The 14,105-nt window shown below is 42.2% G+C and carries 11 protein-coding genes; 6 read left to right on the top strand and 5 right to left on the bottom strand.

The window, feature by feature from the left end:
- Nucleotides 1–181: 181 nt before the first annotated feature.
- Nucleotides 182–1,456, bottom strand: coding sequence for a dicarboxylate/amino acid:cation symporter (locus LROSL1_RS13050; protein WP_017262451.1), 1,275 nt, complete (start codon nucleotides 1,454–1,456; stop codon nucleotides 182–184).
- 288 nt (nucleotides 1,457–1,744) lie between these two features.
- Nucleotides 1,745–3,517: an oleate hydratase gene (locus LROSL1_RS13045; protein ID WP_178914883.1), complete on the bottom strand. Its 1,773-nt coding sequence runs from the start codon at nucleotides 3,515–3,517 to the stop codon at nucleotides 1,745–1,747.
- Nucleotides 3,518–3,639: 122 nt separating this feature from the next.
- Between LROSL1_RS13045 and LROSL1_RS13040 the strand changes: the two genes are divergently transcribed.
- Nucleotides 3,640–4,164: a TetR/AcrR family transcriptional regulator gene (locus tag LROSL1_RS13040; RefSeq protein ID WP_178914882.1), complete on the top strand. Its 525-nt coding sequence runs from the start codon at nucleotides 3,640–3,642 to the stop codon at nucleotides 4,162–4,164.
- A 71-nt stretch (nucleotides 4,165–4,235) separates the two neighbouring features.
- Here the strand turns inward: LROSL1_RS13040 and LROSL1_RS13035 are convergent, their stop codons facing one another.
- From LROSL1_RS13035 to LROSL1_RS13025, 3 genes are read right to left on the bottom strand one after another with little or no spacing between them, the layout of a single operon-like run.
- The gene (locus tag LROSL1_RS13035; protein WP_178914881.1) at nucleotides 4,236–5,333 is read right to left on the bottom strand and encodes a PTS sugar transporter subunit IIC; all 1,098 of its coding nucleotides are present in this window, start codon (nucleotides 5,331–5,333) and stop codon (nucleotides 4,236–4,238) included.
- 31 nt (nucleotides 5,334–5,364) lie between these two features.
- Nucleotides 5,365–6,360, bottom strand: a complete 996-nt coding sequence (locus tag LROSL1_RS13030) for an NAD(P)-dependent oxidoreductase (protein WP_178914880.1) — start codon at nucleotides 6,358–6,360, stop codon at nucleotides 5,365–5,367.
- Nucleotides 6,361–6,389: 29 nt separating this feature from the next.
- Nucleotides 6,390–7,577 carry an aminotransferase class I/II-fold pyridoxal phosphate-dependent enzyme gene (locus LROSL1_RS13025; protein WP_017262454.1) on the bottom strand — a complete coding sequence of 396 codons (1,188 nt, stop codon included), beginning with the start codon at nucleotides 7,575–7,577 and terminating at the stop codon, nucleotides 6,390–6,392.
- 556 nt (nucleotides 7,578–8,133) lie between these two features.
- Here LROSL1_RS13025 and LROSL1_RS13020 point away from each other — a divergent pair.
- Genes LROSL1_RS13020 through LROSL1_RS13000 form a run of 5 tightly spaced genes read left to right on the top strand, consistent with a single transcriptional unit; the run spans nucleotide 8,134 to nucleotide 13,607 of the window.
- Entirely contained in the window at nucleotides 8,134–8,961 is an 828-nt protein-coding gene (locus LROSL1_RS13020) for an ABC transporter permease (RefSeq protein ID WP_017262455.1), read from the top strand.
- Nucleotides 8,962–9,003: 42 nt separating this feature from the next.
- Nucleotides 9,004–9,771: an ABC transporter permease gene (locus tag LROSL1_RS13015; RefSeq protein ID WP_178914980.1), complete on the top strand. Its 768-nt coding sequence runs from the start codon at nucleotides 9,004–9,006 to the stop codon at nucleotides 9,769–9,771.
- A 3-nt stretch (nucleotides 9,772–9,774) separates the two neighbouring features.
- A complete protein-coding gene (locus tag LROSL1_RS13010; protein WP_178914879.1) occupies nucleotides 9,775–10,824 on the top strand; it encodes an ABC transporter ATP-binding protein in 1,050 nt (349 codons plus the stop codon).
- Nucleotides 10,825–10,833: 9 nt separating this feature from the next.
- Complete coding sequence (locus LROSL1_RS13005; protein ID WP_178914878.1) at nucleotides 10,834–11,892, top strand: ABC transporter substrate-binding protein; 1,059 nt, start codon at nucleotides 10,834–10,836, stop codon at nucleotides 11,890–11,892.
- A 14-nt stretch (nucleotides 11,893–11,906) separates the two neighbouring features.
- Nucleotides 11,907–13,607: an adenine deaminase C-terminal domain-containing protein gene (locus LROSL1_RS13000; RefSeq protein WP_178914877.1), complete on the top strand. Its 1,701-nt coding sequence runs from the start codon at nucleotides 11,907–11,909 to the stop codon at nucleotides 13,605–13,607.
- Nucleotides 13,608–14,105: the final 498 nt, after the last annotated feature.

The following is a 14,105-nucleotide window of genomic DNA, read 5'->3' as shown; positions in this document are numbered from 1 at the left end:
TTAGCTAGTAAAACGTTCTCGGCCTGAACTTTAACCGCTTACATCGCTACTTTAAAGGGAATGTCACCAATCTTATGAAGCATTAAAAATGGCTAAAAAAACACAACAAAAAACGTTAGATTATGCGCTTTTAGTCAGCACGTAACCTAACGTTTGTAGCATCTATAATGTGTTTTTAGCGTTAATTCGAAATTTTAGCCATATAGTCGGTATGCTTTTCGCTGTCAAATTCCTTTTCAGACTTACTAATTACAACAGTTGCCAAAGAATTTCCGACCACGTTTACGGCTGTACGGCCCATATCGACAATTCGATCAATTCCTGCAATGAATGTTAGCCCGGCCACGGGAACACCGATGGTTGAGATTGTCGCTAGTAGCACGACGAACGAAGCGCCAGGCACACCGGCCATTCCCTTGCTAGTTATCATTAGAACCACTAACAGGGTGATTTGTTGGCCAATCGACAAGTTGATATGATAAGCCTGAGCTAGGAATAATGCCGCTAAGGATTGGTAAATGGCGGAACCATCTAAGTTAAAGGTATAGCCGGTTGGAACAACAAAGGCGACAATTCCCTTGCTGACACCATAGTGTTCGAGCTTGTCCATTGTCTTCGGAAGAGCTGATTCAGAACTAGCTGTGGTGAAGGCAAGGATAATTTCGTTTTTAATCACTTTGAGTAACTCGAACAAGTTGATCCCGAATCCTTTAGCAACTAGCCCCATTACAACAACGACAAAGAATATCATGGTCAGATAAGTAACTAAGATGAACAATCCGAGCGGGGCCAGCGCAGTTAATCCCATTTGTGCGACGGTGGCACCAATTAAGGCACAAACGCCGATTGGTGCGAGATGCATAATCCAGTTTGTAACTTTGAACATAACGGCGGCCACGGCGTTGAGAAAATCGACGATGATCTTGCCGGGTTCGCCGATTGCGGCCGTGCCTAATCCAAAAAATACGGAGAAGAAGATTACTGGCATCATGTTGCCTTCGCTTAAAGCGGCAAAGAAATTAGTGGGGATAATGTTAAGTACAGTCGCCCAAATGCCGCCTTCAGACGCGTGTTTTGCCGTTTTGACGTACTGGGAGATATCCGTTTTTGGCAGGTCATGAATGTTGATAAGACTGCCAGTTCGGGTAATGTTACCAATAATTAGACCTAAAATGATTGCTAAGGTTGTCATGCTGGCGAAGTAAAGCAATGTCTTGCCACCAATACGACCAAGTTTACGAATATCACCCATGTTGGCGATGCCGACTGTAAGGCAGGAAATCACAATTGGCAGAACAATCATTTGAATTAGACCAATAAACATTGCCCCAATATTGGTAAATGCGGTAATGGCTGGTTTTGAATGATAAAAAAGTGCGCCAAGGACAATTCCTAGAACTAACCCGATGCCAATTTGCCAACCTAAACTAATTCGGAATGTGCGGTGTTGCTGCATAAGAAAACCCCCGATTATAAATGTGAAAAAGAAAACTAGTCTTTATACATACTATCACGAATAATTAGTGGGATTCAGGCTTGAAAAGTTCGGAAATATATGTATTGTATTTCGATTCTGTGAAACCCGAACTTTCATCATCGAGTAGTGAGATCATCTTTAAAAATACGAACATTCATTGTGGAATTTAGCATTTATACACTAATAAACGAAAAAGGTGGATTAAAAAAGATGACTCGTTCCACGTGAAACGAGTCATCTGATTAAAACTTTGTTATTGATAAGGGATTAAAGTAATTTGGCATCTTTCATTAATTCTTCAATATAAGTGCCCTTAACCTTTTTGACAGCTTCCTTGGCGATTACCTTCTGACTCCATGGCAAGTCCATTTCTGCTAATGGTTTCTTGTCGTTTAGATAATACAAAGCATTCATGAGTACACGGGCATCGAATGCAGAGCCAAATACCTCTGGAACACCACGATCGACGTTTAGCAATGTGTAAACGGCCTCCATGGCGGTTCTTACGGAATATTCAGTAGTAAAGACAGTGTCACGAGGCGTTTCAGCATAATTGCCGATAAAGGCAAGGTTTTTGGAGTGCTTAGGCACAACAAGTGGGCGGTCACCTAGTGCACGTGGCATGAAGTAAGTGGTGATGTAAGGCATGTGTGTTGGCACGGTATTGCAAGAGTTTGTGGCGATGTCCACGATTTGGTCATCAGGAACACCCATGTGGTAAAGCCATTCCTCACACAGCTCGATCCCGTTACAGTCTTCCATGTTCTTGTCGACGTAGTTCCCCGGTTTGCCTGAAATCAAACCATAAATCCAGACGATTAATTCGTTGCCCTTTTGTTTTTTAAAGTGTGGTTGACGACTGATTGAATACCCCAGAATCCAGTTGGAATCTTTGATGGTGACTGGTCCGCTTGTGACAATGGAACCGCTGTGAGGGTCCTTTTGGCTAACGTGTTCAATGAACGGAACGATTTTATCATCTTTAAAGGTTAGCGTAGCGGACATCGTCCAGTTTGCAGCGGGAATGTTTTCGCAGAACTTTTCTGGATGACCGAAATCAGGATCTTGGGCAGCCAAGTTTTTCCATAATTGCCAGCTAGCACCAAGCTTATGTTCCTTTGGCGCAGGGTGCGTGTTATCGCCATAGGTTGTGCTCTCAGTGATGGATCCGTTGGTTACGAAAATAAGGTCATTTTCAGTCAATTGCTGATCTTGCGGTTTGCCATCAACTGTCATTTCAATCTTTGTCGCAACCTTATCGTTGCCGACGCGGTTAACTAAAATGTTGTTCACAACGGTATTGTATTGGAAGTGAACGCCGTGATTTGTTAAATAGCTAACTAGTGGCAAAATCAGTGATTCGTATTGGTTGTACTTCGTGAATCGCAATGAGGAAAGTGTTGATAAGGAGTCGACATGATGAACGAAGCGGAGTACATATCGACGCATTTCTAGCGCACTGGCCCATTTTTCAAACGCAAACATCGTTGACCAATAAAGCCAGAAATTGGAATTAAAGAAGTCATCACTAAAGACTTCATCAATTCGTTTATCCTGCAGTTTTTCTTCAGGAGTGAGCGCAAGGTCAATCAATTCTTTAATTGCTTTTTGAGAGAGGGTGAGTTGACCGTCATTTGCTAAACGGTGTCCACGGTTCTCGATGACACGAGCCTTTGAGTAACTGGGATCTTCTTTATTTAGCCAGTAAAATTCATCAAGTACCGAAGCGTCTTTAGTCTCTAAAGAAGGAATAGAACGGAATAAGTCCCACAATGTTTCAAAGTGAGGCTCCATTTCACGGCCACCACGAATGATGTAGCCACGTTGTTCATTCCAAATACCATCCATACTGCCACCAGGGAGGGCCAACTCCTCTAATACGTGAATATGGTCGCCAGGCATTTGACCATCACGAACTAAGAACGATGCTGCTGCCAGTGCGGCTAGTCCGGAACCAACGATATAAGCCGATTTTTGGTCAACGTTGGCAGGCTTCTTTGGACGTGCAAATGCTTCGTAATTCCCGTTTGAATAGTACATAAATGCCACCCTTTCTTAAAATGAAATAATCAGTTTTCAATATAATAATCGTTACATTTGTAACTATCTTTAGTATAATGACAGCGGTTACATTTTTCAATATAGAAAGTTAAGTGGTGTTAATGAATAAAAAAAGTTTACGTACACAACAACAGGTAGAAACCGCATTATTTGAATTGATGAGTCAGCACCAGTATAACGATTTATCGATCACCCAGATTACTGATGCGGCGGGCGTTTCACGGGCAGCGTTCTATCGTAACTACGCGAGTAAAGATATGATTTTAGATAGTTTTATTCAACGAGAATATGCGCAATTTATGCAGGATGTCACGGATCATAAGCATGAAAATTTGGCGGATCTATTGACTGTTTATTTAACTTACTTTGTCCAGCATCCAATGATTATGAAGAATTTGTTGCATGCTGGATTAGATGGCCCAATTTTAAACAAACAAACGGCGTATTTTACCAAGTTTGTCCATGATTATTACGGTGAAAATTATCTAAAGGACTATGATCTTTCTTATTATTCAGGCGGAACATTTATGGTGTTACATTGGTGGGTCAAACATAACTACGCAATGCCAGTCACAAAGGTTGTTAAAATTTTAACGGATCGTTTCATGGTCAAAGAAATGCATTAGGATAGTGAATAGGCGAAATTATATTACGAAAAACCACATCCATTTTGCGGATGTGGTTTTTCAAGTCATTATCAGAGTGGTAATTTCAGGTAATCCGGTTTGACCAAATGCAGTTGATTTACGAAGATTACTTTTAAGACTAAAGCCAAAATGATTGGCAGGATAATGAATGCCAGTAGTACGCGCAGGCCGACATTTGTGCCAGCGGTAGTTTGCAATGCAGTCAAGGGTCCAATTAATCCGGAGAGCCCAAAGCCAGCGGAAAACGCAGTTCCACCGACGCCCAATATCGCTGCCAAGGCGCCCATGATACCAGAACCCAGCAGGATTGGAATGAACATCACCGGATGCTCTAGCATATTGGCCATCTGAATTTTTGGTGAACCCACAAAATGAGCAATTGTGCCACCAAACGAATTTACGGACGCCCCCATGGCTGCTAAAGCGAAGCTGGTTACGATAATGCCAGCGTTAGCTGCACCAGAACCAATTCCGGTCAAACTAATGGCCGTTGCAATGCCAACAGACGAGAGTGGAGACACAATGAGGAGTGCAAAAATCATGCCCAACATGGCACCCATCAATATTGGCGTCAGTGTTGTGGCTGTAGAGACCAGCTGTCCGATGATTGTTTGAATGCCAACCATAGCAGGCAAGGTAAGCAGGCCAATTGAGCCACAGATAAGGACGACTAAGGTTGGCTCCAGGATTAAGCGTAGTTGCCCCAAATGTTTATGAATGACAAAGATAAAACTTGCTGTAACGGTTAGTACAAGCAAAACATTAAGAATGGCACCGGTACCAGCTATTGTTAGACCAGTTTTTGTAGGTTTAAGGATGCCGGCAGATACAAACGTGGCAAAGCCAAGTGCAGCAGTATCAAGGACATCAAATTTAAAGGCGTGACCAACGGCGAGAGCCGCAATGACGGGCAATAGGCTTTGAATGACGGTGACCATCATTAACAGGTTACGGGTAAGGCCGTTTGTTCCAAACAATGGGATGATTTGAGAGGTTAATGCTGCCGGGATAAGGGCAATGATGATTCCCAGACTAGTGCCGTTTAAAATGGCGAGAATAAATGGTTTGAATTGAGCCATTTCATGTTTGATGGTGGTCTTTAGGTCGGTTGCTGAAAGTGCAGGAGATGTTTCTTCGGGTATTTTCATCGGCAGGTTCCTTAGTTAATGGTTAGGTTGATTATTCAACGCTGTGTTCCGTTGGTCGACCAGCAAGAATGTTCTGAACATCGTTCAATGAGATATCAACCATGTTCTGGACTGCAATATTAGTGAAAAAGGCGATGTGCGGCGTGATGATCACGTTATTCATGGCATGCAGCTTGGCAATGTTAGGTTGTGAGTCGAGCCCGTCTTGTCGATGGTCGGCATTAAAGATCTTCTCTTCACCAGTTACTGTATCGAGCATGGCAAACGCAAGTTGGTGGGTTTCAAGAGCGGTTATTAAGTCATTTGTATTGATGACTGAACCGCGACTAGCATTTACAATGCCTGCTGTTGGTTTCATAAGGGAAAAATCGTTTGCGGCGATTAATCCTTCCGAAGTTGGATTCAAGTCGACGTGCAAACTGACGACATCGGATTTTGCCAATAGGGTTTGTTTATCAACGTAGGTCACGAGCGGCTTTAACGCTTCACGTTCAACCACATCATAAGCTAAAACAGTTGCACCAAGAGCGTGCAGTAGTTTAGCTAAAGTACCGCCAATTCGCCCAGCACCAATAATGCCGATGGTAGCTGAGTGAATTTCTTTAGCTTGTAAACCAGCCCAAGAGTAGTTATTTTCGCGGACCTGAGCATCAACCAATGGCGCTTTCCGTAATACACGGAAAATTTGCATGAGGGCGTGTTCGGCGACACTGCGTGGTGAGTAAGCAGGAACGTTGGTAACAAGTAATCCGGCCTTATGGGCCGCTGCCACGTTAATCATGTCAACACCGGCTGTTCGGGACGTCAGTTGTTTAAGCCCCATGTCAGCTAATTGTTGGTAGACGCGATCATCGTCAATGCGATTGCGTTGTTGGATAACAATCCCGTCAAAACCGTTAGCCTGGTCAACGGTTGACGCAGATAAGGCATCCGTCGTTGTGTGAATTTCAAGGTGTTCACGTTTCGCGTGATCCTTGATAGCTGCCATTTCGTCTGGTCGGACTGAATACATAATGATTTTTGTCATGTGAGTGACCTCCGTTTAATCCTTAAGGTTTAGTGAGTTTCCATATAAGTTGTGAGACGGGCCATGGCCGTCTTTAAGTTTGCCATTGAGGCAGCGTAACTAAGGCGCAGGTAGCCTTCGCCGCCGGGTCCAAACGCTGTTCCTGGAATGACAGCCACTTGACTGGTTTGAGCTAACGAAAGGCAAAAATCGTAATCAGTCATGTGCAAACGTTCGGGGATTTTCGCGAAGATGTAGAATGCGCCTGCCGGTTTAGGGATGGTAAAACCCAGCCTTGTCATGGTGTGATATACGAAATCACGACGCTGTTTGTATTCTGCCTTCATATTCTCGGTATCATGACGGCCCTGTTCTGTTCCCAACGCTTCAGCAGCTGCTGCCATAGCTGGATTAGAGGCTGACGTTACCGTAAAGGCATGCATTAAATTGATTCTGCCAATTAAAGCTGCCGGGCCTGCGAGAATACCAACACGGTATCCTGTCATCGCATGTGATTTTGACACACCGTTTAAGACTAATGTTTGTTCCGGCAGGTAGTGTGCAAACGAAACGTGAGGTTGACCATATGTCAATTCAGAATAAATTTCATCGGAAATCACAATGATATTGGTGTCTCGAAGCACATCCGCTAAGGCTTCTATTTGATTGGCAGTATAGGTGACGCCCGTTGGGTTAGACGGAAAGTTTAGCATGATAGCCTTGATGTCATCACCATATTCATTGATAGCAGCTTGCAGTTGCTGGGGTGTGAGGACAAATTGGTTAGGTTCTGTGTTGATGGGGATAACTTCGGCACCGTTGAGTTTGATGATTGGCTCGTATAAGGGAAAGGTTGGCCCTGGAAGCAACACTTTGTCGCCAGGATTCGTGACGGCCCGGAGTGTGTCAGAAATAGCCTCAGTTGCGCCAACGGTAGCAACGATTTCTGTTTGCGGATCATACTGAATCCCATAACGATCTGCTAAAAAATGTGCAGCTGCTTCGCGTAACTTTGCGGTCCCAGGAACTGGCGCGTAATGGGAATCATTGTCCTCAATGCTCTTAATGGCCGCCTGTTTGACGTGTTCAGGGACATTAAAGTCCGGTTCGCCTAATGTTAGTTTGATGATGTTGGGTATGTCGCTAACTTCGTGGTCAAAGCTGTGGATCATATCTGGCTTGATAGCTAGTAGCTGGGTGTTTAAACGTTGTGTGAGATCTCGTTGTTGTGTTTGCATATAAAATATCCTTTCTAAACTTTGGCTCGATGACAGTGATAATTGAATTGAAAACAAGAAAAGCCCCCAGCGTGTCGTTAAACACCTGGGGGCTTAAATCATCGATAAACAACTGATGACCATACACGCAGATGCTTTATCCATCCGCATGGCCACGTTAAATAATGGCTAATTGGATGAATTTCCAAAAAACCAAAAATAAAACGCATATGTAGTTTTGACAGTTGTTGTCATCATTAGTAAGCTTCCTTGAATTAAAGATTGATTAGAATACTAATTTATTTTTCATGACGTGTCAATGAAAAGTTTAATAATTGCTGACCAAACGGCTGGCAGGTTAGCAAACAAATTTGTAAAACCAATTAAATATATTTATTAAAAATGGCCAGAGCAGACGATTCTCTATTAAGTCGAGTGCGAGTTAGCGGAATTCCAGTACAATTAATTTTTTTATAGCCAGGCACAAAACACGTTCAATGGAACGCTTTTATCCTAACATCGTTCGTTTACTGATGATAAGATGACTTCATCAATTTTTTGAGGAAGGTTTTACATCGTGAAGGATAGACGAATCAGTGTGGCACTGTTACTGCCGAGTTTGGTTGGGATTATATTGTTTTTGATTTTTCCAGTTGTTCAGTTGGTGTTACCAGTGATTTTCGGAGTAAAAAGTAATGAAACATATTTTTCATTTTTAAAGGCTACATACAACCAGCAAATTATTTTCAGAACGATTGGCATTGCGTTTGTAACCACTTTAGGTTTGCTAGTTTTAGCATTTCCATTTGCGTTTTGGATCGCTCACCAAAGAATGAAAGTTCGTAAATTACTGTCGCTTGTCATTTTGTTTCCAATGCTCACTAATGCGGTCGTTAGAAACTTCGCTTGGATTCTAATCCTTGGACGTAACGGGCTAGTCAACACATTGTTAATGGATCTGCATATTGTCCACCAACCAGTTCGCATTTTATATACGAATACAGCTATTGTGATTGGACTCATTTATTTGTTTTTCCCTGTCATGGTGACGATGCTGATTGACCCAATCGTATCACTGGATCAATCAATTGATGAGGCGGCCGCAATGTCAGGTGCAGGTCCGTTAACACGGTTTTTCAAAATTACCTTGCCGCAGTTAACGACCAGCCTACTGACTGGCAGTATCTTAGTTTTTGCCGGCGCAATGACAGCCTATACGACGCCACAATTACTAGGCGGTAACAGTAGTTTAGTTTTGTCGACGTTGTTATATCAGCAATCCATGACACTGGGGGATTGGCGGGCCGCAAGTATTGTGGCATTGACGCTGATATTGATTGCCTTAGCAAGTCTATCAATAACAAAAGTCATTACTAAGCGGATTTCGGGAGGTAACGAAGTTTGAGACAGAAAAAAGCACTGGTTATTGACGTTATATGGTTACTTGATGTTGCTACTACTGTTGCTCCCACTAGTTTTAGTTGTTGTCACTTCATTTGGTTCACAGGCAGCTATTACTTTTCCGATAAAGGGTTTCACTTTGAAATGGTACGCCAACATATTGTCACAACCTGACTTTGTGACAGGTTTCAAAACAAGTTTTGCAGTCGCTGTTACTGCAAGTTTCTTAGCAATTGTGGTTGGAACGCCAGCGGTTTATGCATTAACACGCCGTGGTATTCATCATGCTAACTGGTTTCAGACAGTTTTTCTGTCCCCGACCCTGATTCCAGAGATAGTTATCGGCTTTGCACTATTTCAAAGTTTAGTTATTGGAATCAAGCTGCCGCTACTGCCAGTTCTTATCACAGGGCACTTTTTACTCAGCGTGCCATATGTAATTAGAATGTTAACGGCTAGGTTATTGTTGTTTGATCAGACTATAGAAGAAGCCAGCTGGTTAAGCGGAGCATCGAAAATAAAAACTTTTTTTAGGGTAGTGATTCCGAATATTTCAGGCACGCTCCTCGCTATTTTCATCATGTGCTTTATTAATTCATTCAATAACATTCCCATTACGCTATTTTTGAACGGCCCATCGTTAACAATGTTACCAACTGCTATTTTGAATTACTTGCAAAACAACTATGATCCAACGGTTTCAGCAGTGTCAGTGATTTTAATGTTGTTGACAGGTCTCATGATGTGGCTGATGGAGCGGATGAATGGCTTAACACAGGTTAACGAACATCTGAATCAGAAAGGACAGAAATAAATAATGCAGGCAATGCAAGTTAAGCACTTATCAATGTCGTATGAGGATGGTAAAAAAGTGCTGACAGATATCAATTTTTCAGTTAATGCGGGCGAACTGGTTTCGATTCTTGGTCCAAGCGGATGTGGGAAAACGACTACTTTAAGAATCATTGCGGGACTGCAGCGTCAAACAAGTGGGAATGTTGCGATTGATGAGCAGTCAATTGACTCGGTCCCCGTTTTCAAACGTAATATGAGCATGGTCTTCCAAAACTACGCTTTATTTCCTCATTTGAGTGTGTTTGAAAACGTTGCATTCGGTTTAAAACAACGCGGTATTGGCAAAACAGCTATTCGCAAACGTGTGACCGAGATATTGTCCCTAACAGAGCTAACAGATTTAGCTAATCATCGCCCACACGCACTTTCCGGTGGTCAGCAACAACGTGTATCACTAGCGAGAGCCTTAGTTGTTAACCCGACATTACTGTTACTGGATGAACCACTAAGCAATTTAGATAGGGCACTGCGGTTGTCCCTACGAGAGGAAATTCGCCGACTACAGCAAAAATTAGGCATAACAGCACTTTTCGTTACGCATGATCAAGAGGAAAGCTTTGCAATTTCCGATCGCGTCATTGTCATGAATGGTGGTCATATTGAGCAAATTGCGTCGGCACAGATTGTCTATGCCCATCCAGCAACAACATTTGTCGCTAAATTCATCGGCTTTGAAAACTTCTTCAACGTAACACGGCAGGAGACTTCAAATGAGTATTTAAGCGGTGAAACGCACCTTTACATGGCCGAAAAGGCAACTAAACCAGTCGTACGTCTGTGCATTCGACCTGAAAATATTCGACTTGATACCAGTATGGATACTGATACTCAACAGAACAGTCTTAATGGCATTATTTGCGATAAAACATATCTTGGCCGCACGTATCGCTATGTTGTAGCGACAGACCATTTAGGCCAAATTAAGGTAGATTCAGAAGAGGCCACACATCAATTAGGAGACGCAGTACGACTGACATTACCGTCCGACAAACTCATTGCATTGGCAGAATAGGAGAATTTGATGACACACTACAAGGAATTATGGCAAAAAATAACCGTTTCGTTGTTACTAGGTGGATTGACGGTTGGCTTCTTCGATGCAACGGCGAAAGCAGATGAGTCGATGACCGTTTCAACGTTCGGATTAGCTACAAAACAGATGAATAGCGACGTGTTGACGCCGTTTGCGAAGGCAAATAACGTAACGCTACGAACACAATTTGGTGACAGCAACGCTAGAATGACACAGTTAGAACACAATCCCAATAGTGGCGTAGATGTGGTTGAATTATCACAAAATAACGCGTTGTCAGGGAATCAAAAACACTTATTTAAGAAATTGGATTTCAGCAAGCTAAAGAATTTCAAACGGCTTACACCTGCTCAACAAAAATTGGCAAAAGAGACCAACAGTGTGCCATACACGTTGAACAGTGTTGGCATTATGTATAATCCTCAAAAAATTTCGATTAACTCGTGGAAACAACTATGGTCATCAAAACTGAAAGATAAACTGGCCATTCCTGATATTACGACGACGTTTGGCCCCGCGATGATTTATCTTGCTGGCGAGCACGCTGGTACGGCGGTTGAAAAAGATAATGGTCAGGCAGCATTTAAGGCGTTGTCACAGTTGAAACCTAATGTAACTAAAACATATTCACAATCCTCTGACATTGCCAATATGTTTAAAACGGGAGAAATTGATGCAGCAGTTGTCGGTGACTACGCTGTCAATATGGTCCAAAAGGCAAACCCACAATTAAAATATGTCGTGCCGGCGTCAGGAACATTGGCTAACTATGATACGGTTTCAATTTTGAAGAGTAGTCATAATACCGAAAAAGATTATCGGTACATCGATGCCCGTTTAAGTGCAACGGTTCAAAAAAAAGTTGCCAGTCCACAATCATTAAACAACGCGCCGGTTAATAAGACTGTTCAATTAAGCGTTAAAGACGCAGAAAATAAAACGGTTGGCACGGTTGCTAAGCGGGCTAAAAGCCTCAACTTTGCGTATGTTAATCATCATTTGGCCCAGTGGGTTACACGTTGGAATCAATTGATGAATAAACAATAAGGTTAGGAGACATTATGACAAACGTTGATTTGCTGATTAAAAATGCCCGAGTTTACAACAGTTATACAAAGACTTTTAACAATGTGGACGTCACCGTTAAAGGCGGCAACTTTTATTGGATCGGTGTAGATTTACCTGATATTGTGGCCGAGCGGACGATTGATCTAAAGGGCTTTTCAATTATTCCGGGATTGGTTGACGCTCATATGCACATTGAGAGCTCAATGGCTACTCCCACAAACTTTGGGCGTGCTGCCGTTAAGTTTGGCACGACAACAGTAATTGCAGATGCACACGAAATTGCCAACGTTGCTGGTATCAATGGCCTGTCAGAATTCATGCGTCAACCCTCATGCATTTCAGTTTTTTATGCCATTCCTTCTTCAGTTCCATCCACAACGCCGGCAATGGAAACAACTGGTGGCATTATTGGACTGGACGAGGTTGCTACATTATTAAACGATCCTAAAATTATCTGTTTGGGCGAGGCCATGAACTTTAAAGGGATTACAGCACAGCCCCAGTCACTGATTCGAAAAATCATTAAGAAATGCCGTAATATTAGACCGACAATGCCATTGGAAGGCCATGCACCCAAAGTGAGTGGCAAGGATTTGGCTGATTTTATTAATAGTGGTATTACATCCGATCATACTTTTCAGACGTCTTCATCCTTAATTGAAAAGATAACTAACGGTATGTTCATTGAAATTCAACAAAAGTCATTATCTGCAGAGATAGTGAAAACAATTATTGAACATCAATTTTATGAACATGTTGCACTCGTAACAGATGACGTGATGGCTGACGATTTGCGCAGTGGACACCTTAACAGGCTGGTTGAGCAAACAATTAAATTCGGTATGGCGCCAGAAGAGGCAATTTACTTGGCCACTTATACACCAGCTCGTCGGATGGGACTTTGGGATCGTGGTGCCATTGCGCCAGGTCGGATAGCGGACTTTGTTGTTCTTAGTGACGTAGATAACTTTGTTATTGAGGATGTATTTTTGCATGGCAACGCAGTGGCGGATATTGTTGCTCCTGATGCAAATGAAGGATCATCATTTGACTCGACTATTACAGATTCTGTCCATGTGCCAGTATTAACAGAATCAGATTTGTTAATTAAAACGGCTACGCAACGTGACGAGGTTGTGGTTAACACGGTCCAAATTAGTGCTACTGGCACCTTTACTAAGCGTGGCCAAGTTTCATTGTCAGTCATTAATGGGCAAGTGCAATGGCAAGAACATAATTTATCTCTGTTGATGGTTCAAAATCGTTATTCGGGTCATGGTGAACTCGCATTTGGCTTTGTCGAAAATGGCGTTAAAGGACGTGGTGCTATAGGGGCAACATGGGCTCATGATCATCATAACTTGATGATTATGGGGACGGATATTCCTTCAATGTTGGCGGTTCATCAACAACTTGTCGATGACCACGGTGGCTATGTTGTTGCGGAAAACGGTCTAATTACTGCCAACACATCGTTACCAATTGGTGGCATTATAAGCAGTGAACCAATAGATGAATTGGGAGAGAAATTGGCCACCGTTCGTCAAGCAATGCGACAGTTGGGATATCAAAACAGTAATGAAATTATGTCATTTTCAACGCTATCGTTGTTGGTTTCACCAGCGATTAAAATTTCAGATAAAGGATTGTTCGATGTTAAAACACAACAACCTATCCCAATGTTTGTAAAATAATGCCGTCAGCAACTCACTGAAAGTAATTGGCGAGATAATCCAACGGTTGAATATATGAATTAGGTCACAGAGACAACAGGGCGAATTGGCTAGTTATTTCTGTGACCTTTTTATATTTTCAATGCTAGAAGCTCCTTATACGAATGAAAATAAAACTAATATTTTATTCCAAAAATATATAGAAATACTGGGTAAAAAGAGATATTAGCCGATTAAATTCCGTTTAATTCAATCGTCATTTTGTTGATGAACGCGAACGAGGCTAGTAACAGCAGTGTTTCTAAAGCAACTGATAACAGTTAATAGTTACTAATGTGTATTGGGAAATCTGCCAAGACTTACTTTTCTTATATACATAAGCATATAAAAAGAGGGCTCTAACCGTGATGAGTCCTTAGCGTATACCAAGATTTTTGCCGGTTATTAGTGCCGATGATAATCTCAAAGATGTAAACGCATGAACAATGTGAACGTTTAAATAATAAATAAGCGAGGGTT

It is taken from the genome of Furfurilactobacillus rossiae (genome assembly GCF_013394005.1).
Classification (GTDB): domain Bacteria; phylum Bacillota; class Bacilli; order Lactobacillales; family Lactobacillaceae; genus Furfurilactobacillus; species Furfurilactobacillus rossiae.
This window is presented reverse-complemented; position numbering and strand designations above follow the sequence as displayed.

Excerpts from the sequence above, each read along its gene's own strand:
- LROSL1_RS13050 (WP_017262451.1), bottom strand. The coding sequence starts at position 1,456 with ATGCAGCAACACCGCACATTCCGAATTAGTTTAGGTTGGCAAATTGGC.
- LROSL1_RS13045 (WP_178914883.1), bottom strand. The coding sequence starts at position 3,517 with ATGTACTATTCAAACGGGAATTACGAAGCATTTGCACGTCCAAAGAAG.
- LROSL1_RS13040 (WP_178914882.1), top strand. The coding sequence starts at position 3,640 with ATGAATAAAAAAAGTTTACGTACACAACAACAGGTAGAAACCGCATTA.
- LROSL1_RS13035 (WP_178914881.1), bottom strand. The coding sequence starts at position 5,333 with ATGAAAATACCCGAAGAAACATCTCCTGCACTTTCAGCAACCGACCTA.
- LROSL1_RS13030 (WP_178914880.1), bottom strand. The coding sequence starts at position 6,360 with ATGACAAAAATCATTATGTATTCAGTCCGACCAGACGAAATGGCAGCT.
- LROSL1_RS13025 (WP_017262454.1), bottom strand. The coding sequence starts at position 7,577 with ATGCAAACACAACAACGAGATCTCACACAACGTTTAAACACCCAGCTA.
- LROSL1_RS13015 (WP_178914980.1), top strand. The coding sequence starts at position 9,004 with ATGTTGCTACTACTGTTGCTCCCACTAGTTTTAGTTGTTGTCACTTCA.
- LROSL1_RS13010 (WP_178914879.1), top strand. The coding sequence starts at position 9,775 with ATGCAGGCAATGCAAGTTAAGCACTTATCAATGTCGTATGAGGATGGT.
- LROSL1_RS13005 (WP_178914878.1), top strand. The coding sequence starts at position 10,834 with ATGACACACTACAAGGAATTATGGCAAAAAATAACCGTTTCGTTGTTA.
- LROSL1_RS13000 (WP_178914877.1), top strand. The coding sequence starts at position 11,907 with ATGACAAACGTTGATTTGCTGATTAAAAATGCCCGAGTTTACAACAGT.